Source organism: Actinoplanes sp. NBRC 103695 (assembly GCF_030269485.1).
Classification (GTDB): Bacteria; Actinomycetota; Actinomycetes; order Mycobacteriales; family Micromonosporaceae; genus Actinoplanes.
In genome coordinates this window covers 296,376-319,939 of record NZ_BSTL01000013.1, presented here as the reverse complement: position 1 = coordinate 319,939, position 23,564 = coordinate 296,376, and the positions used below count along the sequence as shown (strand labels likewise).

The following is a 23,564-nucleotide window of genomic DNA, read 5'->3' as shown; positions in this document are numbered from 1 at the left end:
CCTGCAAGTGCCTTCCGTGACAGGAAACTTGGACCCTCAGCAAGTCCTATTTTCCCTGATCAGAAGGCACTTCTTCGTTTCTGCCCAGTCCTTGGACACCCCTTAACGAAGGGTCGAGGCTAACACGCCGAGTGTCAGCAGCATGGCCAGCACGCCACCCACGATCTCGTCCTCCTCCAAGAGCAGAATGACCGCGAGGACGAGGAAGGCCAGACCGGTGGTAGCCATCGAGACAACCGGCACCCAGGTGTAGCGCGTCTGCGCGGTGTGCACCTCTGTAGTGCTGCCGAAGCCGCGTTCGCGGGCCAGCCGCGCGGCGACGGGATTCGCCAGATCGTCCACGGCCTGATTCTGCCGTCCGCTCGCCTGATCCGCCATCGTCAATCGATAGGCGCTGGTGCAGCCGCGGGTAGGAAAGCAATTGACCGGTGAGATGGCTGATCGGTATGGAAATGATCTTGGTAAAGCGTTGCGCGGACGTCGTCGGCAGGAGAACGTCGATTACCTGACCGGTGAGAACGGCCCGACGTTTGAGATATCGAGAGACTTCGTCATCAGGACGACGCTCTTGACCAGAGGGTGTCCAAGGGTAGCGCCAATGTGTCGTCGTCGAATTGGAACGCCAGTGCGCCGGTGTACAGCACGATGGCTTTTGCCAGGCGTTTGCCGAGGCGGGCGCGGAGGGCTCTGATTCCGGCCAGGTCGGCTTGGTCGACGCGGGTGCCGGCCTTGATTTCGAAGGCGAAGACCATGCCGTCGTCGCGCTCCAGGATCAGGTCGACCTCTTGGCCGTCGGACGTGCGGAAATGGCCGACCGCGACCGGTGAGTCCAACCAGGTCACCTGCCGGAGGATCTCGCCCACGGCGAACGTCTCCACCAGATGGCCGTACTCCGTCAACGCGGCCGGGTCGTTCGTGGCGATCTTCTCCGGCGTCAGGCCGAGAAGCCACGCCATGACGCCCGAGTCGACCAGGTGGGCCTTCGGCTGGCGAGCCACCCGGGAGCCCAGCGTCGTTCCCCAGGCGGGAAGTCTCTGAACCAGGAAGACGGCATCGAGGAGCTTCAGATAGTTCTCGGCGCCGGACTTCTCCATCCCCACTGCCGAGGCTGTGCTGGCGATGTTGAGGATCTGACCGGACCGCGCGGCCACGACGCGAAGCAGTCTCGGCAGCATTTCTCGCTGACGTACCCGGCTCAGTTCCAGAACGTCGCGCTCGATGACCAGTTCCAGGTAGTTCGCGAACCAGCGCGATCGCGACCGCCCCGGAGGCCGGCGCAACACGACAGGCATCCCGCCCGACGTGATCCGGCGGGCGTACTCGTCGCGTGTGGTCGTGGACGGTGTGGAGCCGTGCGACACATCAGCGCCGTCGAGCAGGCTGCCGACCAGGGAGCCGTCGGCCGCTCCGTCGATCTCGGCCTGTGTCAGGGGCAGGACGTCCAAGACGTCGACTCGGCCGGTCAACGCCTGCCCCGCCTCGGGAAGGGTGGTGTATCGCGTCGATCCGGCAAGGACGAAGCGTCCCGGACTCAGGTCCCGGTTCAGCTCGGCCTTGATCGCACCGAGCAGATCCGGTACGTGCTGGTATTCGTCGATCAGGATCGGGCTGGGGCCGCTGACGAATCGGCCGGGATCGGCGCGGACCGCAGCGCGCGTGGAGGGATCGTCGCAGTCGATGACGGGTCGTCCCAGGCGGGCGGCGAGCTCATGGAGAAGGGTGCTTTTCCCGACGGTCCGTGGACCGTTGAGAACGAGCGCCGGCTCCTCGGTCAGGCGGCGGGCCAAAACCTCCGTGAGCTGGCGCGGAGCTATGCCGGTAAGAGATCCGTCCATCTCTGCCAGGCTACCTTGTTCCGCGTTTGCAGGGAATATTTTCCGCATCTTGAGGGGGTTAAGTTCCGCATCTTGCAGGTTGCAAGTTCCGTGACAGAGCCTCCCCGGCGACTTTGCCGGGGAGGCTCTGACCATTGGTGGGTTGACTCAGAGGCGCGGATCCTCCTGGACCCTCAGGGCGTTGAGGATCGGGTCGGCCTCGCCCTTCTCACGGTTGAACACGATCGTCAGGTCGCCACCGGTGTGCTCGACGGTGACATTGTTGACGTCCGCGGCCAGCGCGCCCACCTTCGCCTGCACGTCGTGGTCGTGGAGCACGACCTTGCCGTCGGCGAGGACGTCGAAGGCGCGCTTGCCGGGCTTGACCTTCTGGAGTTCCGCCAGGTCGAGGCTGATCCGGTACGTCCCGGCGGGGGCGTCCTTGAACACGTAGCTGAACGTCTCGCCGGTCCGCTGGGTGCGGAACAGCGCGTCATCCTCGGTGCCGGCGATGTCGGCCCTGGTGGTGCGCACCTCGCCGCCGACGTAGCCCCACTGCTTCGAGCCGAGCGCCTGGTCGGGCGACCAGAAGAAGCCCTCGGCATCGACGTGCCCCGAGCCGCCGGCGTCGACGCCCTTCCAGTAGGCCGACGTCGCCAGACGGACCGGCCTGAACTGTGCCTCGCCCTTGCCGGTGGTCGACGCCACGAGCACGTCCCCGACGCGTACGCCGGGCTTGATGCCGGCGTTGTCGGCCGTCACCGTGACCGTTGTCGACGTGCCGGCCGCGAGCTTGACCGTGCCGGTCGCGGCCGCGCCCGTGAGGGTCAGCCACGGAAGGTCGGCGGCCTCGTGCCCGCCGTCGCCGGTGCGCTTCTGCTCGCTGACCCGCACCTCGAGCGGGGCGGAGCCGCTGTTGGTGACGGTCACGTCGGCCGTCGCCTTCTGGCCCTTGTCGAGGAGCCAGTCGAGGTCGCCACCGGTGACGGTGGCGATGCCCGTGGTCAGCGCCGTGTCCATCACCTCCGCCTGGTCCTTCCTGGCGATGGTCACCGGCTGGCTGGCAGTGACGTAGTTCGGCGACGAGACCTGCACCGTGTTCTCGCCGACCAGTGCCTGGGCCTTCCACCGGCCTTTCGCGTCGGTGGTGATGACGCGCCCCTGGAGTGTGACGACCGCGCCCTCGATCGGCTTGCCATCGTTGAAGTCGGTGACCGTGCCCTCGATCGTGCCCGATGCCGGGAGGCTGTACTCCAGCCCCAGGCCGGCCGTCAGGACGGGCTGGTTGAAGGAGTACTGGGCCGCGGGGTTGCGGTTCAGGCTCTCCACGCCGACCGTCGCCGACGAACCCCGGGTGAGGGGGTTGTCGCCGCCGACGCCGTCGCCGTACCCGATCTGGATCCGTCCGTCGGCGATCAGGGTGACCGAGAAGCTCACGCGAGCCTTCTGGTCACTGTAGAAGGCGACGTTGCGCCATTCGACGACCTGGGCCGCCACCCCGTCCACCTCGGTCGTGCCGAAGTAGATGCCGGCCTCGTCGTCGACGATGAGGTCGTCCCAGAACGGGTAGATCGCGTCCATCGGGTACGCGGACGGGAGTGCCGTGTTGCTTCCCAGCGAGCTGGCGCGGTCGAAGACCAGCGTGCCGTTCGTCGTCACGCACACGCCGTCCCAGGCGCCGTCGTAGAACGGCTGGAGGTAGTCGTCGCTGAACCACAGCACGCCACAGAGGTCGTCGCCGTGCCAGCCGGACTCCGTCGTGCCCTGGCGGTAGAGCCCGTCGGTCACCTTCATCGTGTACGAGCGACCGGCGGGGGCCACCGGCACCGGACCCGGGTCCGGCTGCTCGGGCTGGTCCTCCGGCTCCGCCTTGTCAGCGCGCGGGTCGAGCGTCAGACGCAGCGCGGCGATGCTCGGAGCCTTCAGGCCCTTCGAGCCTCGCAGCTCCACGGTCAGCGGACCGCCCTTGTGCTTCACGACGGCCTTGCGCCAGTCGGCGGTGTTCAGCCCCACGGCCGCGCTCGGATCGTACGCGTAGTCCGTCAGCGCTCCGTCCACGAGGACGTCGAACACCCGCTTCCCCTTGTCGGCCTTGGCGATCTCGGCGAATCCGAAGTCGATCGCGTAGGTGCCCTTGGGCGCCGCCGGGAAGCGGTAGAACAGCTTCTTGTCCGCCGTGGTGCGCTGCGACTGGAACAGGGCGTCGTCCGTCGTACCGGCGACCGGGGACTTCGTGAAGGCGACCTTCGTCTCGCCCTCGTAGCCCCACGACTTCCGGCCGGCGGCCTGGTCGGCGGACCAGGTGTAGCCGGAACCGTCGGTGAGCTTGGCGCCGCCGGCGTTGACGCCCACCTGGTACTTCGTGGTCGTGAGCGTCACCGGGACGTAGCTCTTGGATTGACGTCCGGAGTCGGACCGGACCACGATGTTCGCGCCTTGGACTCCGGGCTTGGCATCCTTCGAGGAGATCGAGACCTTGACGGTCGTCGACTGACCGGGGGCGAGGGTGCCGCCGGTCGAGGAGAGCGACAGCCACGGCAGGTCGGTGATCAGGTCGTCCTCGACGTCGACGAGCACGACGTCGTCGGCGATCTGGTCCGCCGCCCACAGCGCACCGGTGGCGTCGGTCTCGAGGCCGCCGCCCAGCCCCGCCTTCTGGCCGGGGAACCACCACGCGTTCACCAGCGAACAGTCGTCGGGGTCGACCTGCAACAGGCGGGTGGGCCGGTTCGAGGTGAGGTCGGTGTACCAGATCGTGTCCGACGCCTGGTTGTAGGCCAGGCCCATCACCTCGGGCAGCGGCGGGGCGCAGAAGGACAGGAGCGCGCCCGGGTTGTCGTGCGACGTACCGGCGACGGTCCCGATCATGCCGTTCCGGCGTCCGCCGACGTAGAAGACGTCCTGCTTCGGGTTGTAGGCGAGACCGGTCAGCTGCAGCGTGGACCAGTCACCCTTGATCTGCCTCGTCTCCTTGCCGGTCTCGGTGTTGAAGCAGTGGATGTAGCTGGCCGGGCTGTCCTCCATCTGGCACATGTCACCGGTCCTGGTGTCCAGGGCCATGTCGAACGCCCGGTACGCGGGGTTCCACGACGCGTCGAAGACCTTCCCGGTCTTCTTGCCCGTCACCGTGTAGGCGGTGTTGGTCCGGGCGTTGTAGTCGTGGACCCAGACGTCGCCGTCGTACCCGATGCCGGAGGGCTCCTTCTCCGCGATCGTGCCGGGGATGGGGATCCGGGTGATGACGTCGCCGCCGGAGGTCGCGCCGACCTTGGCGGCCGCCTGCGCTTCGGTGACGCTGGAAGTGGCGCTCGACGTGGCAGCCTTGCCGTCGACGTTCGACGGCGTCATGCCGCTCGCGCCGGCCTTCCACGCGGCGAGGTCGATCGTGCTGGCCGCACCCGTGCCGGTGCGCGCGGTGGCGCCGGCGGCGTCGAGTTCGGGGTGCCGCGCGGCTTCGCCCAGGTCGTACGTGAGAGGGGCGGATCCGTTGTTGGTCAGCGTGAGCGAGCCCACGCCGTTCTGGTCGGTGCCCAGCAGCGCTTCGAGGCCGTCGGCCTTCAGCCCGGCGGCGCCCGTGGTCAGACGTGCGTCGATCCTGGCCTTCGCGTAGAGCTCCGTCAGCGAGAAGGGGTACGCGGCGGTCGTGTAGTCCGGCGCCTCGACCGTCATGGTGTAACCGCCGACCGGAAGCTGCCGGTGCACGATGCCCGTTCCGTTGGTGGTGACGGTCTCGACGAGCCCGTTCTCGTTGCTGAAGGAGACCTTCGCGCCGGCGACCGGCAGCCCGTCGTTCTGGTCGACGACGGTCGCGTCGAGGTACCCGAAGTCCGGCATGTCGTAGGTGACGATCATGCCGTCGTGCAGCACCGGGGCATGGTCGGAGAACCGGATGCCGTCGACGCCGGCCCAGCCCTGGATGCCCGTGATGGCGTGCACGCCGGCGGTCACCGGGTCGTCGGTGCCGATGCCGTCGCCGTACCCGAAGATCATGGTGCCCGAGCGGGTGAGCGTGGCCGAGAAGTTGACCGGCTCGGTGTATTCCGACCGGGTCGGATAGGCCCAGAGCTTGGCGTTGCGGTACTCGATGACGAACGCGTCCTCACCGTTGACCTTGGTGGCCGCCGTGAAGATGCCGCCGCCGGGGGCGAACTCGACCGGGCTCTCGACGTAGAGCGGGAAGATGCCCGCACCGCCGTAGCCGGGTCCGGTGCTGCCGTCCGGGGCGATGACACCGCGCCGGCCGACGCCGAGAGTGTCGTGGCTGCCGTTGTAGAGCGCGATCGGGAACGGCAGCTTCACCGTGGCCCACACACCGCTGCCGAAGGTGACCGGTTCGGTGCCGCGCAGGTACTCGCCCTCGGAGACGGCGCAGCTGTAGCCGCCCTCGTCGACGATGAGCCCGACCGGGATCTCGGACGGCTCGTTCTGCGCGCCGACGGTCAGCGGGATGGTCTTGGGCGAGAAGCAGGCGTTGGGCTCGACGGCCAGACCGTACGCGCCCTCGGGGACAGCGGCGATCGTGAACGCGCCGTCGGCGTCGGTGCGGACCGGCTTCAGCGGCGTGCCCTTGATGGAGACGTCGGCGTTCGGGACGGGCCGCTTCTTGTCGTCGACGACCCGGCCGCTGATGTCGTGCCTCACGGCGGCAGTGAGCGGCAGCGTGACGGAGGTGTCCTGGCCGAGGGTGATGGTGACGTCAGCGGTCGCGGTCAGGTAGCCGAAGACCTTGGTGCTGAGCTTGTAGTCGCCGACCGGGAGGTTCGTCGTGAACCTGCCGTCGGAGCCGGTGCCGATCGACCGGCTGAACGGCCCGCTGATCGTCACGTCGGCGGCCGGGACAGGGGCGCCGTCGGCGGTGACGACGCCGGTAAGGGTGCCGCCCTTCCGGGGTGCGAGCTCCAGCAGGCGGACGAGGTCGAGCCGGCCCTCGCCGTACTTGTTGTTGATCTCAGCGGTGCCGCCGCACTCGGTGTCGTCGACGTCGACGGCCGACTCGCCGAGCAGGCGGCGGGTCTCGTCGACCTGCCCGATCAGGGTCGGGTCGTAGCTCCAGAGCGCCGCGACAGCGCCGGCGACGTGCGGTGCCGCCATCGACGTGCCGGACAGGTCGGCATAGCCGTTGCCCGGGTACGACGAGCGGACGCCGACACCCGGGGCGGAGATCTCGGGCTTGATCCGGCCGCCTTCGCCCTCGCCCTTGCGGGAGAACGACGCGAGCGTGCCGTCCTCCGAGTAGGCGCCGATGGAGTAGGCGCTCTCGGCGGCGCCGGGCGTGGAGACGGTGTCGCAGGGCGCGAACGGTGAGCTGTTCCCCGACGACCACGTGCTGAAGATGCCCGCGGCATTCCACGCCTCGTCGACGGCCTGGAAGAAGTCGTTGAAGTTGTTCTCGAGGTTCTGACCCCACGAGTTGTTGATGACGTGGGGGCGCTTGGACGGGTCCGGGTTGTTCCCCTGGAGGTCGGTCGGTGCGAGCAGCCACCAGCCGGACCCCAGCAGCGACTCGACGCCGGTGTCCGAACAGCAGCCGTCCGTCGCGATCCACCGCGCGTCCGGCGCGACGCCGACGTGGTCGGTGCCGTCGGCGCCGACCATGGTGCCCATGGTGTGCGTGCCGTGTCCGTTGTCGTCGCAGGGCTCGCCCGTGCACGAGCCCCGGGTGGCCATCCAATTGTAGTTGTGGTCGACGGTGCCGTCCGGCTTCACGCCGCGGTACTGGCGCGCCAGAGCGGGGTGGTCGAACTGCACGCCCGAGTCGACGTTGGACACGGTGATGCCGGCGCCGGTGGCGCCCATGGCCCACGCCTGCGGGGCGTGGATGGCCTCCAGGCCCCACGTGACGGTGTCGTCCGCACCGGCGGCCTTCGGCTTGGGCCGGGCGGACCGGTCGGCGGGGAGCTTCTCGTCCACCGGATCGACCAGCGCGACCTGCGGCGTCGCGTGGATCTCGGCGACCTGGACATCCGCTGCCACGTCGAGGGCGAGCTTCTGGGTGCCGCCCTTGACGAGCACGGCGTTGACGATCGGGTAGGAGGTGTACTTGACGCCGGCCCGATCGAGATCACGGGAGACGGACGCCACGGAGTCCTTCGCCGACGCGGCCAGCGCGTCGTAGACGAACTGACCCCGAGCGGTCCAGTCGGCGATCTTCTGCGCCGGCCCGAGGTCGGCCTTGGTCTTGAAGGTGATCCAGAAGTCGGAGGACGGCTGCGTGCGGAAGCGGTCCTTCAGGGTCTGCTCGATCTTGCCGGAATCCGGCTCGGCCGCGGACGCCGGTAATGCCTGGAACATGCTCGTGCCGAGCGCTGCCACCAGCGCAGCCGCGAGGGCTCTTACTCTCATGGGGGTCCCTTCCGCCTACAGCGGTTGGTAGGGGTCGTGGCTCTGGTGGTCAGCGGCACCGTCGGCGTCGTCGGTGTCGTCGTGTGGCTCCCGCGGCAGCTCGAATGGTGCCGGGTGCTCTGTTTCGGAGTCGTCACGCACGATGGGTCGCTCAGACATGCATCGGCCATGGGCTGTGGAACATGGAGTCATGCTCGACGGACCGCGGGTCCTTAGCTATCCAGCGGATACGTCAATGAACACGCCGGCCTCCACCGCCTTGACCGCGAGCGCGGTCCGGGAGCTCACTTTCAGCTTGCGCATCGCGGCGCGCAGCTGTTGATCCACCGTGGCCGGAGACTTGGCCAGGATCCTGCTGATCTCCCGGTTCGTCTTGCCGGCGACGACCAGCTGGACCACGTCGAGCTCGCGAGGTGAGAGCTGGTCCCCGTAGCCGCGCCGGCCGCCGCGCCACAATCGCGGGACCTCGGCGCCGTGCTCGCGAAGCCGCTGGGCGACACGGTCCGCGTCGCCGCGTGCGCCCAGCCTGAACAGCTGCTCGTACTGCGCCGCCAGCAGCTCGCGGCCCTGCTCGATCCTGCCCTGCGCGACCAGCGCCTCGGCCTGACGCTCGCGGGCGCGCATGGCGTCGTAGGGGCGCGGCAACGCGCTCCAGGCGCGCGCCGCCCGGTCGTAGGCCGTCGCCGCCCGGGAGTGATCTCCGGCCGCGGCGAGCAGCAGGGCACGGCACAGGGTGAGCGCGGCTCGAGGCGCGGGTGCCGTACGGCCGCGCAGTCCACGGGCGAACTGGCCGACCAGGCGTGTCGCGGCCGTCAGGTCGCCGGCAGCGAGGAGCGCCTCGATCCGGGCGGGAACAAGGTCCGTCGCCCAGACCCAGATGCCCTTTCGCCGTACGGTGTCCATCGGCTCGTTCGTGATCCGCAGCGCCCGGCGGCTGTTTCCGTCCGTCAGCCACAGCCTGGCCAGCGCGGCCGCGGCCTCCATCGTGTCGTCGGCCGCGCCGAGACGAGCAGACTCCTCCAGCACCAGCCGGAACTGCTCCTCCGCGGCGCGCCGCCGTCCGGCCGCGGCCGCGAGCCGGGCAGCGAGGCGAACGCTGCCGAGATAATGTGCCGGCCGGTCCGGGTCGGCCTCGGCGAGTGCCGTGCTCGTCTGCGCGAGACCGTCCCACCGACCGGTGTTCCACGCCAGGTTGGCCTGCTCGAGCCGGACGTTGTGCTGCAACCGGGACGCCTGCTCGGCCTCGGCGAGGCGCATGGCCACGGCGAGGTGTTCCTCGGCGTCGGCGTACCGGCCCCAGATCAGCGCCCCGGTACCGACGTTGACGTGGATCCGGGCCACGTCGATACGCTCCGCCGCCGACGTGCCGTCGATGGGCAGGCCGGCTACGACGTCCCAGGCCTCCTCCTCGCCCAGCATGAGCAACGCCGCGGCTCGGTTTCCGGCCAGGTTCAGCCGTTGCGCGGGGGAGTCGATCTGGGCGGTCAGTTCGGCGGCGCGATCCAGCCAGCGCCGATGGGTCGAGGCCGGCCACGGTCCCGCGTACGCCCAACCGAGGTAGGTCATCGCCCGGGCCGCCTCGACGGGGTCGTGGTCGAGGTTTTCCACCGCCTGCTCCAGCTCGCTGAGTGCGGCCTGCGCCTCGCCTCCGGTGATCAGGAGCCGGCCCAGGGGGTTGCGGATCTCGGCCTGCTGGCGGGCGGAGAGGCCGGGACTTTCCAAAACCGATCTGAGGGTACGGATCACACGGTGGTAGACCTCGTCGACCGGTTCGCGACGGCCCAGCGCAGCGACTCCGGTGATGCGCGCGACACGGGCACGGTCCGCCGGCGGCAGTACGGCTCGCGACAGCAGATCGACCAGCAGGTCGACCGCCTTGGTGTGGTCACCCGAGGCGATGGCCAGTTCGGCGCCCTGCTCGGCGTACCGCGCCCAGGACCGCATCTCGCGGGCCTCACGGAAATGGTGGGCGAGACGCGCCACGGGCGGGGGACGCAGGTGTTCCAAGGCCCGGCCGGCCAGCAGGTGGAAGTGTCTGCGGTCGGTCAACGGGATCGCTTCGTAGACAGCGGTGGCAGCCAGCACATGCCGGAATTGCCACCGGCCGTGGTCGTCGCCGTCCAGGACGCCGGCGCCGGCCGCCTCCGCGATGGCGCCTCGGCACTCGGCTGGTGACAGGTCGGCGGTCATCGCGATCGTCGCCACCGAGGAACGCTCGGCCAATGTGGCCGCCGCGCGCAACGCCTGCTGCGCCGTCGGCGACAGACGGCTCACCCGCTCCCGGGTGGAGTCGCGCACCGTCGGCGGAACCTGTAGCTCGCGCAGCTCCAGCCGGACCCACTGTCCGTCGCGGAAGACGAGGTCGGCACGGTCGCACATGAGGTGGACCGACTCCTCCACGGCCAGGGGAACACCGCCGGTCCGGTCGTGCATGAACGTCGTGAATTCCTGCGAGATCGGGTTGCCGTCAAGCATCGAGGACACCAGCGCCGCCGTGTCGCCGGGTCGCATGGGCGCCAGGGCGATCCTCAGCTGGGTCACGCCGGCGGGCAACCGGGACGTCAGCCGCAGCAACAGCGATCCGTCGTCCACCTCCTCCGGCCGATAGGAGATCGCGAGGCTGGGCCCGTCCGACTGCTGTCGGGAGATGAGGAACAGCAGGAACTCGCACGTCACCTCGTCGGCCCAGTGCGCGTCCTCGAGCACGAGAACATCGACACGCAGAGCCCGCAGCAACTCGTCCAGGGCACGGAACAGGCGGTGCCGCGCCGCCTTCGCATCGTCCAGGGGCGGCAAAGCGGGCGGCAGGTTCGAGGACCATTCAGGGAACAAGGGCCGTAACGCGCCCGCGAGCTCGGTGAGCCGCAGGCGCGGCAGCGGGCGCTCGATCCCGAGGAACGCGTCGACGATCGGCCCCAACGTCAACGACTCACGAAGCGGCGGGCACACCGACACCAGGGCGGTGCGCTCGTCCGGCGCGGCCAGCCACTCGCGCAGCAGCCGGCTCTTGCCGATCCCCGCCTCGCCCTCCACCAGCACGATCGCCGGAGGCCGGGCCAGGGCACCCCGCAGGGCCGCCATCTCCCGATCGCGACCGACGAAACGCGGCGTGGAAACGGCCGGTGAGGTCCCGTCGTCCTCCGGCGAGGGGTCGAGCATGCGTGATGATCTCGCTTTTCGGTGCTCGGGCACAAGACCGTCGCGGGCTCTGTGCGCAGGATTCAGTGGAACTGCATCTTCTGCAGCTCGTCGGCGACCACTACATTCCCTCCGACGTGGTGAGAGCAGGCGAGACGCTCGCTTCGGACGAGCCGTTTCCCTTCCGGATCGAGGCGGCGTCCCTCCTGCATCGCCGCCGCCCTGACTGACGTCGGGCAGATGGTCAGGGACCGGGCCCGCGACTGACCTCCGACGCCGAGAAAGAGGACCAGCATGACCACCTCGCCCGAGTCGCCTGTGTACGCAGCGATTCTTGAGGGCATCGGCCTTCGGGAACAGGGTCGCCCGACGGACGCGAAAGCCCTCATGGAGCCGCTCGTCGCTGACGTCGAGAGTGGAGAGGATGCGTTCGCGAAGGTCTTTCTGGCGCACTCGCTGGCCGATGTGCAGGAGGAACCCGAGGATGAGCTTGCGTGGGACCTTCGGGCGCTCGCTTTCATGGATGAACTGACCGACCAGCAGGCCGTCGGAAGAGGCAACGCCGGGGGCAAGAACGCGCTCCTGCCGTCGTTGCATCTGAATCTGGCCGAGGACTACCGGCGCCTCGGTGATGAGGCCGGCGCTCATCGGCACTTCGAGCTGGGGAAGGCGTACCTGGAGGCGCTTTCGGGCGATGCGTACGGGGACAGCATTCGGAGCGCGTTCGCTGCGTGGCGGTCCTCTTCATGACGAGGGCCCCGGCGCTTCAGCGCCGGGGCCCGGGGTTGATAGGTCGAAACACCATCTACCGGCCGTGAGGCCGGGTTGTCGTGTCCACACCTGCCGCCGTGGGAAGCGCGGGGTGCGAGGATCGCGTCAGCGTGACCGAAGACCACCTCTCGTTCGAGGGAAACTGCGGTGTCCGCCCCAAGGCGGGCGATCCAACGGTGTCTGGGCCCTCCCTTTCCTCGGTTACCGGATCTCTGTCCTACCGCTTGCCCGCCGGTGACGGAGCCCCACGCGACTTCATGGCCCCGCACACGTGCGACGAGCTGTCCTGCTGAGCCGAGCGAGCCGCGGAATGGTCCGGGGCCCTGCTTGACGCTCGGTCTGGTTCGTCTGCGTCTTTGTTAGATCTCATCTGCCAACGCCAGGAACTCTAACCAGTCTTCCCGACAATGTCTAGTACCGACGTCATAGATTTTCTGGGCGTCGGCCTGAGGTTCTCGCGCTGGAGCGTGGCCGCGGAATATCTTCGGAGGCGGGGACTTGTAGACGCGGAGAGACCGACCACAGCTGGAGAGAAGGCATCATGGCTGACAAGCCCGTTCTTGAGCCTGGCCCGGACCACCCGATCACGATCACGCCCAACCACAACCGAGTGGTCGTGACCGTCGCGGGCAAGGTCGTCGCCGACACCCGCAACGCCCTGACGTTGCAGGAGGCGTCCTACCCGCCGGTGCAGTACGTGCCGCTGAGCGACGTCGACGAGTCGGTGCTCGAGCGCACCTCGACCGAGACGTACTGCCCCTACAAGGGCGACGCCAGCTACTACTCGATCCCGCTGGGCGGCGACACGGCGGTCGACGCGGTGTGGGAGTACCGGGACCCGCGTCCCGCTGTCGCCGCCATCAAGGACCACGTCGCGTTCTACCCGGACCGGGTGGACGGGATCGACGTCGAGGCGGACGGCGCCCGCTCCTGAGGCATTACGGTGGCATCGTGGCTTCGTGGACGCCCGTGGTCGACGTCAACATGCTGGTCCGCCGTCCGGCGGCGGAGGTGTACGAGGCCTTCGCCGACCCGGACCGGGTCCGGCGGTTCTGGCTGGCGGCGAGTTCCGGCCGGCTGGAGACCGGGACGCGGGTGCACTGGACGTTCAAGGTGGCCGGTGCGGAGACCGACGTCGACGTGATCGAGGCGGATCCGCACCGGTTGCTCGACCTGCGCTGGGACGACGGGCAACCGGTGCGGATCACCTTCGAGGACCGGGGCGGCGTCGGTCGGGAGCGGTCTGATTGTCGCGACTCGACGACATCGGCCGGTTTGAGGCGACCTGGGGCGGGAAGATCTTTGCGGAGAAGCAAAGATCGAGGAGGCGCCCCAGATGCCCAGCTCGGCACCCGCGGACGAGCGGGAACACCAGACGTCACACGGTGAGCTGATGTCGGGAACGGCCTGGTACGGCGGCGTTCGCGGACCCGCTCCGGCCGGGACGATGTCCCCGGAACCGGAACGACGGCAAAAGTCCACAAACCGGAAGTCCTAGTACGTTTTTCGCGTCGTCCTTGGGGTAGTCGACGTCCTTCAGCCGAGGAAACTCCCGAAGGACGAGGCCAGATGAGCAGCTCCAAACCGGCGCGGAAGATCCAGCAGGCCGTCGAGGCGGCCGCGTCGAAAGTGGCCGACGCGGTGGACGCCGTGAGTGACCGCATCCCCGGCTCGCCGGGCAGCGCACCGGCGCCCCTGGAGGAGCCGACCACGCCGCACGAGCCGTTGCCGCCCAAGCCGGAGCAAGGGACACCGCAGACGCGTACGCCCACCGGTGCGGAAACCGGGGCGCCGCCGCCCACGCATGCCCAGCAGGGGAAGTACCTGACCACCGCGCAGGGCGCCCGGCTCCGCGACACCGACCACTCCCTGAAGGCCGGCACCCGTGGCCCGACCCTGCTCCAGGACCACCACCTGCGCGAGAAGATCACCCACTTCGACCACGAGCGGATCCCCGAGCGGGTCGTACACGCCCGTGGCGCGGGCGCGCACGGCGTCTTCACCGGGTACGGGGCCGCCGCCGGAGTCACGCGGGCCGGGTTCCTCGCCGAGGGCAAGGAGACCGAGGTCTTCGTACGTTTCTCCACCGTGCTCGGCTCGCGCGGCTCGGCCGACACCGTCCGCGACACCCGCGGCTTCGCGACCAAGTTCTACACCGACGAGGGCACGTTCGACCTGGTCGGCAACAACATGCCGGTGTTCTTCATCCAGGACGCGATCAAGTTCCCGGACATCATCCACGCCGCCAAGCCGCACCCGGATCGGGAGATCCCGCAGGCGCAGAGCGCACACGACACCTTCTGGGACTTCGTGTCACTGCACACCGAGGCCCAGCACCACACCATCTGGAACATGTCCGACCGGGGCATCGCACGCTCGTACCGGACGATGGAGGGTTTCGGCGTGCACACCTTCCGCCTGGTGAACGAGGCCGGGGAGACCTCCCTGGCCAAGTTCCACTGGAAGCCCAAGCTCGGCGTGCACTCGCTGGTCTGGGAGGAGGCGCAGCTGCTCAGCGGCATCGACCCGGACTTCCACCGGCGTGACCTCTACGACGCCATCGAGGCCGGCGCCTTCCCCGAGTGGGAGCTCGGCATCCAGGTCTTCCCGGACACGCCGGACGAGACCTTCGCCGGGATCGATCTGCTCGACCCGACCAAGATCGTGCCCGAGGAACTGGCGCCGGTGCAGCGGATCGGCAAGCTGGTGCTCAACCGTACGCCGACGAACTTCTTCGCCGAGACCGAGCAGGTCGCCTTCCACCTGGGCAACCTTCCGCCCGGCATCGACGTGACCAACGACCCGCTGCTGCAGGGCCGGCTGTTCTCCTACTTGGACACCCAGCTCACCCGGCTGGCCGGGCCGAACTTCCACCAGATCCCGATCAACCGCCCGCACGCGCCGGTCAACGACATGCTGCGGGACGGCTTCCACCAGCAGGCCGTGCACGGCGGCGTCGCGCCCTACCGGCCCAACTCGCTGGACGGCGGCAACCCGTTCACCACCGAGGAGAACGCGTTCCTGGACACCCCGGTGACCGTCACCGAGGCGCCGAAGATCCGTGCCAACCCGGCGTCGTTCGACGACCACTTCAGCCAGGTGCGGCTCTTCTGGGCGAGCATGACGCCGGTCGAGCAGGACCACATCATCCAGGCCTACACGTTCGAGCTGGGCAAGTGTTACGAGCAGGCGATCAAGGAACGCCAGCTGCGGTGCCTGGCCAACATCGACCCGGTGCTCTGCGAGCAGGTGGCGGCCGGCCTTGGCCTGCCCGTACCGGAGCCGTCTCTCACCCTGCCGGAGGTCACGCCGAGCCCGGCGCTGTCGCAGCTCGGCGCGGAATGGCCCGCGGACGGCCGGATCGCCGGCATCGTGGTCGACGTGGACGCCCCGGACGGCGACCTGGACGACGTGCGTCAGGCGGTCTTCGCCGCCGGGATGGTGCCGCTGCTGATCGCGGCGCGCGGCGGGATGATCGGCGACCTGCCGGTGCAGCGGACCTTCGCCACCATGCGGTCGGTCGAGTTCGACGTCGTGCTCCTGGCCGGCAAGCCGGTGACCGTGGACGGCGCGTTGCTCGACCCGCGCGTCAAGCTGCTGGTCGAGGAGGCGTGGCGGCACGCCAAGGCGATCGGGGCGTGGGGCGCGGGCCAGGAGGTTCTCGAGGAGGTCGGTGCTTCGGGTACGCCCGGAGTCGTGACCGCGGAGTCCGGCGCCGAGGCCTTCACCGCCGTGCAGCGGCTGCTCGCCACCCACCGGGTGTGGGAGCGCTTCGCGGCGTGATCACCTGCCGGTGAATCCGGTGGCGGCCGCGAGACGGACCAGATGGTCGTCGCTGCCGGTCGCCACCGTGGCGCCGTCGGGGCTGAAGCGGGCGATCATCGGCCAGTCCTCGCCGACCGGCACCTCGCGGACCAGCTTGCCGGTCGCCACCTGCCAGACCGGCACGCCCTGCTCGGCCTCGGTGCCGGCGATCAGCCAGGCGCCGTCGGGGCTGAAGTCCAGGGTCTCGATCTGTCCGTCGGAGGGAGCAGGGGAGACGGCGCGGCGCCAGGTTGCCGTCTCCCAGATACGTACCTCGCCGTCCGTGCCGCCCACGGCGAGCAGCCTGCCGTCCCGGCTGAACGCCGCCGCCAGCGCCGATGAGGGTCCGTCGAGCTCGGTCACCCGGGCCGCGGTCGCGGCGTTCCAGACCCGGACCTTGCCGTCGTTGCCGCTGCTGACCAGGGACCGGCCGTCGGGACTGTACGCGAGGTCGTACGTGCCGCTGGTGTGTGCGACGAAGCGTTTCCGCACCGTGTGGGTCGACGTGTCGATGAGGGCGATCCGGCCGGACAGGCCGCCGGCGGCGAGGGTCGCTCCGTCGGGGCTGTAGGCGATCGCCTGCACCGATCCGACTCCGGGATCGAGGGTCGCCACCGGGTCGCCGTCGGGCTGCCAGAACCGTACGGTCCGGTCGTCGCTGTGGCCGGCCGAGGCGAGGATCGTGCCGTCGGGGTTGAAGGCCAGGTCGAGCACCGTGTCGCGATGGTCGCCGCGGACCGTGAGCTTGCGGCCGGTGGCGGTGTCCCAGATGCGGAGGCTGGAGTCGCCGGCGCCGGAGGCGAGCAGCTTGCCGTCGGGACTGAAGGCGAGGGCCAGCACGGTGTCCCGGTGACCCGCGAGCTCGCCGCGATAGACAACCGCCGGTGGCGGTGGCGGTGGCGCCGAAGAGGGGTGGCGCGGTGGGGGAGGCGCATCGTTGAGTGCGACGACCGTCAGCACGGCCACGACGACACCGGCCGTCGCCGCGGCAAGCCAGAGCCGCCGCCGACGGGGTGCGGGGGCTGGAACGGCGGGCGTTCCCGCCGCCACCGCCGCGAGTAACGGGCGGGCCTGCTCGACGGTCAGCCGGCGCTCCGGATCCTTGTCCAGCAAGCCCTTGATCACCGGCCAGAGCCGCCCCGCGTGCGCCGGCGGGGCGGGCTTGCTGGTCAGGATCGCGGCCATCGTGGCGGGCGCGAAGTCCCGCTGGAACGGCGATTGCCCGGTCACCGCCGCGTACAGGGTGACGCCCAGGCTCCACAGGTCGGCGGCCGCCGTCGCGGGCCGGCCGCCGAACCGCTCCGGCGCCATGTACGCCGGTGAGCCCACCATCTGCCCCGACCGGGTCAGCGCCGTGGCGTCGTCGATCGCGGCGATGCCGAAGTCGGTCAGTACCACGTGCTGGTCGTCCAGCAGGATGTTCGCGGGTTTGACATCCCGGTGCGTGATGCCGCCTCGATGCGCGGCGTGCAGCGCGTCCAGGACCTGCAGCCCGATCTCGGCGGTTCGTCGCTCGGTGAGCAGCCCGTGCTCGCGGATGGTGTCGGCCAGGGACCGCCCGGGGACCAGTTCCATGATGATCCACGGCCGGCCCGCCTCGGTGACGACATTGTGGACGGTGATGATGCCGGGATGCTTCAGCCGGGCCGCCGCCTGTGCCTCGCGCAGCGCCCGCTTGACCATCGGGTCGTCATCGCCGTGCGGAAGCCGGATCTCCTTGATCGCGACGTCGCGGCCGAGCAGGTCGTCGTGGGCGTGCCAGACCGCGCCCATGCCGCCCCGGCCCAGCTCCCGCAGGAGCCGATAGCGGCCGGCGACGACGGTCATGCGAGAAACCTACCGGGTGGCGATGACCTTCTCGGCGAGCCAATGCGCGACCCCGTCCGGGAACGGCGGCGGCACACTGAGGACGAAATGCTGGAACCCGGCATCGGTCGCGGCGCTGATCGCGTCCCGGGTGGCGCCCGGATTCTCGTAGCCGACACCCAGGTGCATCGAGCGGGTGATCGCCGCCGGGTCACGGCCGATCTCGGCGCAGAAGCGATCCAGCAGCGCGCTGCGCCCGGCCGCGTCGTCCAGGTCGCCGCCGGGGATGTTCCAGATGTCGGCGTGCTCGGCGACCACCCGAAGCGTCGCGGCCGAACGCCCGCCGATCAGGATCGGTGGGTGCGGTCGCTGCACCGGTTTCGGATTGCCGAACGCTCCGCGGAGTTTCACGTACGCGCCGTCGAAGTCGAACGGCGCCGGCTCCGTCCACAACCGACGGATGACGGTGCACGCCTCCGCGAGGCTGCCCACCGAGTGCGCGAAATCGTGATACTCCAGCCCGTGTCCGTCGTACTCGCGTCTGGCGATGGGGTGACCAGGTCGGGAGCCGGCGCCGATCCCGAAGTCGAGCCGCCCGCCGGAGACGACGTCGACGGTGGTGGCGATCTTGGCCAGCATCGCCGGCGGGCGGAAGCGGTTGCTGGTGACGAGGAGGCCCAGACGCAGGCGCCGGGTCTGTGCGGCGAGAGCCGAGAGCAAGGTCCATCCCTCGTACGCGGGTCCGTCCGGGTCGCCGCCGATCGGCATGAGGTGGTCGAACAGCCACGCGTGCTCGATCTGCGGTACCTCGTCCGCCTCCCGCCACACCCGCAGGATGTCGTCGTAGCCGACCTGCATCGGCGCGGTCATGATGCCGAAGCTGGGCACGGTCACCGCCTCCGCAGGGCCGGGTCGAGCAGGGCCGGCGGCGTGTCGATCTTCTCGTCCGGCGCCAGGTCCAGGCCGGGCGCCACGATCGCGTCGACGGCGTCGAGCACGTCGGCGGGCAGCACGGTGTCCGCCGCCGCGAGCTGGGACCGCAGGTGCTCGATCGTGCGCGGGCCGATGATCGCGCTGGTCACGCCCGGGTGCGCGGTCACGAAGCCGAGCGCCAGCTGGATCAGGCTCAGCCCCGCCTCGTCGGCGACCGTGACCAGCCGCTCGACGGCGTCCATCCGGACCTGGTTGGCCGGCACCGTCAGGTCGAAGCGCTGCGGCAGGAAGCCCGCGCGGTGATTGGTGTTCTCCCGGCCCGCGCGGACGGCGCCGCTCAGCCAGCCGGAGGCGAGCGGGCTCCAGACGAGGACGCCGAGCCCGTACTCCTGGGTCGCGGGCAGCACGTGCGACTCGATGCCGCGCTGCAGGATCGAGTAGCTGGGCTGCTCGGTGACGTACCGGCCGAGGTGGTGCTCGCGGGCCGCCCACTGGGCCTGGACGATCCGGTAGGCGGGGAACGTCGACGACCCGAAGTACCGGATCTTGCCGGCCCGCTGGAGGTCGGTGAGCGCGGACAGGGTCTCCTCGTCGCTGGTCCGCGGATCCCACCGGTGGATCTGGTAGAGGTCGACGTGGTCGACGCCGAGCCGGCGCAGGCTGTCCTCGAGCGCGGTGACCAGCCAGCGACGCGAGCCGCCCTGGTGGTTGCGGTCGTCGCCCATCGGCAGGGTCGCCTTGGTGGCCAGCACGAGGTCGTCGCGGCGCCCGGCGATGGCCTTGCCGACCATCTCCTCCGATTCGCCGCCGCCGTACATGTCGGCGGTGTCGATCAGGTTGATCCCGGCGTCGAGCGCGGCGTCGACCATGGCGGTGGCGTCGTCCTGGGTGGTGCGGGCCATGGCGCCGAAGTTCATCGCGCCGAGCACGAGGCTGCTGACCTGCACGCCGGTGCGGCCTAGGGTGCGGTACTGCATCGGTTGTCCTATCCTCGGAGTAAGCGGAACCGTGTTCCGCTCTCGAACATACGGAACCGTGTTCCGTTTTCCAAGGGCTGTGGTGGAGGTAACTGCGTGGAGACGCGGAAACGGGCGGACGCCCGCCGCAACGAGGCAACCCTGCTGGATGCGGCGGCCGCGGCCTTCGTCGAGGCGGGCGTCGATGCTCCGGTACGCGACATCGCGGCGCGGGCCGGTGTCGGCGTCGCCACCATCTACCGCCACTTCCCGACGCGCGCGGACCTCATCGTCGCCGTCTACCGCCACCAGGTCGAGGCGTGCGCCGAGGCCGGGCCGGCGCTGCTCGCGGAAGGCGGATCCCCGCACGCCGCCCTCGGCACGTGGATCAACCTGTTCGTCGACTTCCTGGTCACCAAGCACGGCCTCGCCGCGGCGCTGCGCTCCGACGACGCCGCGTTCGACAAACTGCACGCGTACTTCCTGGACCGGCTCGTCCCGGTCTGCGCCCAGCTGCTGGACGCGGCGGCCGAGGCCGGCGAGATCAACCCCGGCACGGACGCACTGGAACTGATGTTCGGCGTCGGCAACCTCTGCATCGGCGCCGAGAACCACCCGCAGTACAACGCCCGTCACATGGTCGCCCTCGTGATCGCCGGGCTGCGCCGATGAGCATCGAGGAGTTCCCGGTCCCCGGCCAGCCGGCTCGGCCACGTCTCACCCACCGGCGAGTTCCGCCACGTCGACCTCCCGACCCCCGGCTCCGAGCCGCACGGCCTCACACTCGGCCCGGACGGTGCGGTCTGGGTCGCCCTGGAGACCGGCACGGTCGCCCGGATAACGGAGCAGGTGTGAACTTCGTTCCCGCCTGAACGTCGTGGTTCGGGCGGGGGAGTGCTGGTTCGTCGCTGTGGTGTTTCTTGTCGATCGGGCCGAGGTCTGTCTCGCGCGGGCTGCCGTGTGGCGGCGGCTCAGTACACGCCGTTGCAGGAGTTCGTGCCCGACCGGGAGCGGCTGGCCGTCTCGCTCGCCACCGCGGACGCTCGGGTCCGGGAGTACACCTCGTCCTTCGGCGTGACCCGGAGCCTGGGCACCATCCTCACCCGCATCCCGGGTGACCTCGACGTCGTCTTCGTGCCGAGGCAGTTCCAGTACCACGGCGACACCTTCGGTGACCGGTACGTCTTCGTCGGGCCGTCCGAGCACGACCGGGTGGAGGCAGGCACCTGGCAGCCGCCGGGCGGGCGCCTGCTCTTCGTGTCGCTGGGCACCCTGATGAACCAGAACCCGGAGTTCTTCCGCCTCTGCGTCGAGGCGTTCGCCGACACGGACTGGCAGGTGGCGATGGCTGTCGGCGGGCGGGTCGAGGTGGCTGAGCTCGGCACGATCCCGGGCAACGTCGAGGTCCGCCCGTACTTTCCGCAGTTGGACGTCCTCAAGCACTCGAGGGTGTTGGTGACCCACGCGGGAATGAACTCCACCATGGAGGCCGTGTTCAACGAGGTGCCCACGGTCGCCGTGCCGCAGATGCCCGAGCAGAGGGCCAACGCACGCCGGCTGCACGAGCTGGGCCTGGGCGTGACCCTGGCCGGGCCGACCGCCGCCGAGTTGCGCCGGGCCGTGACCGAGCTCGACCGCGACGAAACTGTCCGGAAGGACCTGGCGGTGACGGCCGAGCTGTTCCGGGCGGCCGGCGGTGCGTCCGCTGCCGCCGACGCCGTCGAGGGGCTGTTCTAGCCGGCCGGCGCCGACGGGGCAGCTCACCGGATCGGGGGCAACCTTCACACTGCGACTCCCGCACCGATAGGTTCGCTCTGTGAAACGGCTTCTGCGCAATGTTGCGCTTGCGGCGGGTGTGGCGGCCGTGGCTGTCGGCGTCCGTTCCTACCTCGGCAAGCGACGCTCGATCGCCATGGTGCCGGAGGATCTTCGACACCCCATCCTGTACGCGCCGTTTCAGATCACGTCCAGCCTGATGGTCCGGGCGATGCGGCGGATACCCGTCCCGGGCGGACCGGTGGAGCCCGGCGTCACCGTCGATCAGCAGGACAATCTGTTCGTCTACCGGCCCAAGGCCCGCTCGGTGCCGTCCGGCGCATTGCTCTACATCCACGGCGGCGGCTACGTCGTCGGGCACCCGTCGAGCTACCACCCGATCTGCAGCCGGATCGCCGCCGAGCTGGGCATCCTGGTGGTCAGCGTCAACTACCGCAAAGCCGTCGGGCATCCGTTCCCGGCCGGGCTGGACGACTGCTTCCGGGCGCTGACCTGGATCCACGAGCAGGCCGAGGCGCTCGGTGTCGACCCGTCGCGGGTCGCGGTGGCCGGTGACAGCGCGGGCGGCGGCCTGGCCGCGGCGGTCGCCCAGATGGCGTACGACCGGGGTGTGCCGCTGCGCTTCCAGGCGCTGATCTACCCGATGCTGGACGACCGCACCGTGCTGCGCGACGACCACCTGGGCACCGGCGAGCTGGTCTGGACACCGGCGTCGAACCGGTTCGGCTGGACGGCCTACCTGGGCCACCGGCCCGAAGTGGAGGAACCGCGCCCGTACGCGGTGCCCGCCCGCCGCGCGGACCTCGCCGGCCTGGCACCGGCCTGGATCGGGGTCGGCGATCTCGACCTGTTCCACGCCGAGGACGTCGCCTACGCCGGCCGCCTTCAGATCGCCGGAGTCCCGACCGACCTGGTCGTCGTCCCCGGCATGTACCACGGCGCCGACAACTTCCTGGCCGACCGGTCGGAGACGATGATCGCCTTCCGCGACGACATGATCGCGGCGCTGCGCAAGGCGCTGGTCGCCCGCCCCTGAGCGGCGCTGCCCTCGCTTCATGGCCTCGCATCCTTCATGAACAGCCGGGGCTCACTCGAAGAACTTGAGGCCCCAGCCGGTGTCGTTGTTCGGTCCGGGGACGTTCGCGCGGCCGTAGGTCACGCTGCCCCACCAGGCGAACGTGCCCGTGTACCAGTACCGGTTCTCCCAGGAGTACGGCGTGCCCTTGGGGACCGCGTGGTACATCAGCGGGAAGCGCGGCCCGGCCGGCGGGCTGGTCGCGATGTCGCCGTTCAGCAGGACGAACGTGTGGTGGCCCGGGCCGTTGACGTTCACCGTCGGATCCCAGCCGGCCATCATCGTGGCGCGGTTGGAGCCGAAGAGGCAGCCGTTCGACTTGTACCAGTCCCACACGTAGGTGGGGTCGCCGCCGGCGCGTAGCCGCAGGTCGGCCAGGCAGTACTGGTCGCTCCAGGAGCCGTTGGCGGAGTAGACGACGTGCAGCTGGCCGTTGGGGTCCTTGATCGGCTCGGGGCCCTCGTTGATGAACGGGTTGCCGACCACTCTCTCCCAGGACTCCCGTGGCTGGCTGATCACGAACCGGCCACCGGTCGACGTGCTCGGGCTGCTCATCCGGGCGACGTACAGGTTCTGCTCGATGTTGGTGTCGCCGGCCCAGCCGGACCAGACGAACCAGCGCTGCCCGTTGAAGGTGAACATGCTGCCGTCGATGGCCCACTTGTCGTCCGGCAACGCCACCTTCGTCTCGCCGCCGTAGCCGGTGGCCGCGGACGCCGAGCTGATCACGTACATCCGGTGCAGGTTGCCGCGGCCGGCCGAGAAGTGGATGTAGAACCGGCCGCCCTCGACGGCGATCTCCGGCGCCCACACCTCGCCCAGGTTGCGGGTGTCGGTCCAGACCTGGCGGGCGGTCGCGCCGGCCAGGCCGTCGGGGGAGGAGGCCGACCGGACGCTGATGCCGCCGTTCATCGACTGCACCGAGTGGTAGGTGCTGCCGACCCGGATGACGCTCGGGTCGGCCGCGCGCATGACCTGCGCGGCCTCGGCGGGTGGTGCGGACCGCACGGCGGCGAGGGCCGCGACGGCGACAAGAGCGATGACCAGGGGTACGCGCGGAAGCTTCATTGTCACTCCACGGTGGCTGGGGGGATCCGTGAGGAGCGCCGTCCAGGCCTGGGGGATCCGGGAGAGCGTTCTCCCGAGCAT

Annotated in this window: 16 protein-coding genes and 1 pseudogene; 9 read left to right on the top strand and 8 right to left on the bottom strand. The window is 69.8% G+C overall.

The annotated features are described in order from the left end of the window. Positions 1 to 102 precede the first annotated feature (102 nt). The 4 genes from QSK31_RS24995 to QSK31_RS24980 all read right to left on the bottom strand — a co-directional run bounded on the left by QSK31_RS24995 (position 103) and on the right by QSK31_RS24980 (position 11,315). Positions 103 to 342 carry a hypothetical protein gene (locus tag QSK31_RS24995; RefSeq protein ID WP_285686730.1) on the bottom strand — a complete coding sequence of 80 codons (240 nt, stop codon included), beginning with the start codon at positions 340 to 342 and terminating at the stop codon, positions 103 to 105. A 212-nt stretch (positions 343 to 554) separates the two neighbouring features. Continuing rightward, on the bottom strand, positions 555 to 1,970 hold the full coding sequence (locus QSK31_RS24990; RefSeq protein ID WP_285686729.1) for an ATP-binding protein: 1,416 nt from the start codon (positions 1,968 to 1,970) through the stop codon (positions 555 to 557). A gap of 12 nt (positions 1,971 to 1,982) precedes the next feature. Next, positions 1,983 to 8,156, bottom strand: a complete 6,174-nt coding sequence (locus QSK31_RS24985) for a S8 family serine peptidase (protein ID WP_285686728.1) — start codon at positions 8,154 to 8,156, stop codon at positions 1,983 to 1,985. Positions 8,157 to 8,372: 216 nt separating this feature from the next. Beyond that, the gene (locus QSK31_RS24980) at positions 8,373 to 11,315 is read right to left on the bottom strand and encodes a helix-turn-helix transcriptional regulator (protein ID WP_285686727.1); all 2,943 of its coding nucleotides are present in this window, start codon (positions 11,313 to 11,315) and stop codon (positions 8,373 to 8,375) included. 5 nt (positions 11,316 to 11,320) lie between these two features. On the opposite strand from QSK31_RS24980, the gene QSK31_RS24975 reads away from it, so the two are divergent. The 5 genes from QSK31_RS24975 to QSK31_RS24955 all read left to right on the top strand — a co-directional run bounded on the left by QSK31_RS24975 (position 11,321) and on the right by QSK31_RS24955 (position 15,848). Further along, positions 11,321 to 11,524, top strand: a complete 204-nt coding sequence (locus QSK31_RS24975) for a hypothetical protein (protein WP_285686725.1) — start codon at positions 11,321 to 11,323, stop codon at positions 11,522 to 11,524. 64 nt (positions 11,525 to 11,588) lie between these two features. Continuing rightward, positions 11,589 to 12,044, top strand: coding sequence for a hypothetical protein (locus tag QSK31_RS24970; RefSeq protein WP_285686724.1), 456 nt, complete (start codon positions 11,589 to 11,591; stop codon positions 12,042 to 12,044). 562 nt (positions 12,045 to 12,606) lie between these two features. Next, positions 12,607 to 12,999 carry a DUF427 domain-containing protein gene (locus QSK31_RS24965; protein WP_285686723.1) on the top strand — a complete coding sequence of 131 codons (393 nt, stop codon included), beginning with the start codon at positions 12,607 to 12,609 and terminating at the stop codon, positions 12,997 to 12,999. A 17-nt stretch (positions 13,000 to 13,016) separates the two neighbouring features. Next, entirely contained in the window at positions 13,017 to 13,454 is a 438-nt protein-coding gene (locus QSK31_RS24960) for an SRPBCC domain-containing protein (RefSeq protein WP_285686722.1), read from the top strand. A 180-nt stretch (positions 13,455 to 13,634) separates the two neighbouring features. Continuing rightward, complete coding sequence (locus QSK31_RS24955) at positions 13,635 to 15,848, top strand: catalase (RefSeq protein ID WP_285686721.1); 2,214 nt, start codon at positions 13,635 to 13,637, stop codon at positions 15,846 to 15,848. On the opposite strand, the gene QSK31_RS24950 is transcribed toward QSK31_RS24955, so the two are convergent. Genes QSK31_RS24950 through QSK31_RS24940 form a run of 3 tightly spaced genes read right to left on the bottom strand, consistent with a single transcriptional unit; the run spans position 15,849 to position 19,585 of the window. Next, complete coding sequence (locus tag QSK31_RS24950; RefSeq protein WP_285686720.1) at positions 15,849 to 17,696, bottom strand: WD40 repeat domain-containing serine/threonine protein kinase; 1,848 nt, start codon at positions 17,694 to 17,696, stop codon at positions 15,849 to 15,851. Positions 17,697 to 17,705: 9 nt separating this feature from the next. Then, on the bottom strand, positions 17,706 to 18,545 hold the full coding sequence (locus QSK31_RS24945; RefSeq protein WP_285686719.1) for an LLM class flavin-dependent oxidoreductase: 840 nt from the start codon (positions 18,543 to 18,545) through the stop codon (positions 17,706 to 17,708). A 20-nt stretch (positions 18,546 to 18,565) separates the two neighbouring features. After that, positions 18,566 to 19,585, bottom strand: a complete 1,020-nt coding sequence (locus QSK31_RS24940; protein WP_285686718.1) for an aldo/keto reductase — start codon at positions 19,583 to 19,585, stop codon at positions 18,566 to 18,568. A gap of 96 nt (positions 19,586 to 19,681) precedes the next feature. Here QSK31_RS24940 and QSK31_RS24935 point away from each other — a divergent pair, with 96 nt between their 5' ends. The 4 genes and pseudogenes from QSK31_RS24935 (at position 19,682) to QSK31_RS24925 (ending at position 22,376) form a co-directional block, all read left to right on the top strand. Next, positions 19,682 to 20,236 (top strand): TetR/AcrR family transcriptional regulator, encoded by a 555-nt coding sequence (locus QSK31_RS24935; RefSeq protein WP_285686717.1) that lies wholly within the window; start codon positions 19,682 to 19,684, stop codon positions 20,234 to 20,236. Between the two features lie 36 nt (positions 20,237 to 20,272). Then, a pseudogene (locus QSK31_RS49250) lies at positions 20,273 to 20,419 on the top strand (virginiamycin B lyase); the annotation flags it as partial. 105 nt (positions 20,420 to 20,524) lie between these two features. Continuing rightward, on the top strand, positions 20,525 to 21,301 hold the full coding sequence (locus tag QSK31_RS24930; RefSeq protein ID WP_285686716.1) for a nucleotide disphospho-sugar-binding domain-containing protein: 777 nt from the start codon (positions 20,525 to 20,527) through the stop codon (positions 21,299 to 21,301). A gap of 79 nt (positions 21,302 to 21,380) precedes the next feature. Continuing rightward, positions 21,381 to 22,376: an alpha/beta hydrolase gene (locus tag QSK31_RS24925; RefSeq protein ID WP_285686715.1), complete on the top strand. Its 996-nt coding sequence runs from the start codon at positions 21,381 to 21,383 to the stop codon at positions 22,374 to 22,376. A 51-nt stretch (positions 22,377 to 22,427) separates the two neighbouring features. Here the strand turns inward: QSK31_RS24925 and QSK31_RS24920 are convergent, their stop codons facing one another. Next, entirely contained in the window at positions 22,428 to 23,483 is a 1,056-nt protein-coding gene (locus tag QSK31_RS24920) for a glycoside hydrolase family 43 protein (protein ID WP_285686714.1), read from the bottom strand. Positions 23,484 to 23,564: the final 81 nt, after the last annotated feature.

Bases quoted from the DNA above. Each gene is read 5' to 3' on its own strand.
- QSK31_RS24990 (WP_285686729.1), bottom strand. From the start codon at position 1,970: ATGGTCAGAGCCTCCCCGGCAAAGTCGCCGGGGAGGCTCTGTCACGGA.
- QSK31_RS24985 (WP_285686728.1), bottom strand. From the start codon at position 8,156: ATGAGAGTAAGAGCCCTCGCGGCTGCGCTGGTGGCAGCGCTCGGCACG.
- QSK31_RS24980 (WP_285686727.1), bottom strand. From the start codon at position 11,315: ATGCTCGACCCCTCGCCGGAGGACGACGGGACCTCACCGGCCGTTTCC.
- QSK31_RS24975 (WP_285686725.1), top strand. From the start codon at position 11,321: ATGATCTCGCTTTTCGGTGCTCGGGCACAAGACCGTCGCGGGCTCTGT.
- QSK31_RS24970 (WP_285686724.1), top strand. From the start codon at position 11,589: ATGACCACCTCGCCCGAGTCGCCTGTGTACGCAGCGATTCTTGAGGGC.
- QSK31_RS24965 (WP_285686723.1), top strand. From the start codon at position 12,607: ATGGCTGACAAGCCCGTTCTTGAGCCTGGCCCGGACCACCCGATCACG.
- QSK31_RS24955 (WP_285686721.1), top strand. From the start codon at position 13,635: ATGAGCAGCTCCAAACCGGCGCGGAAGATCCAGCAGGCCGTCGAGGCG.
- QSK31_RS24950 (WP_285686720.1), bottom strand. From the start codon at position 17,696: ATGACCGTCGTCGCCGGCCGCTATCGGCTCCTGCGGGAGCTGGGCCGG.
- QSK31_RS24945 (WP_285686719.1), bottom strand. From the start codon at position 18,545: ATGACCGCGCCGATGCAGGTCGGCTACGACGACATCCTGCGGGTGTGG.
- QSK31_RS24940 (WP_285686718.1), bottom strand. From the start codon at position 19,585: ATGCAGTACCGCACCCTAGGCCGCACCGGCGTGCAGGTCAGCAGCCTC.
- QSK31_RS24920 (WP_285686714.1), bottom strand. From the start codon at position 23,483: ATGAAGCTTCCGCGCGTACCCCTGGTCATCGCTCTTGTCGCCGTCGCG.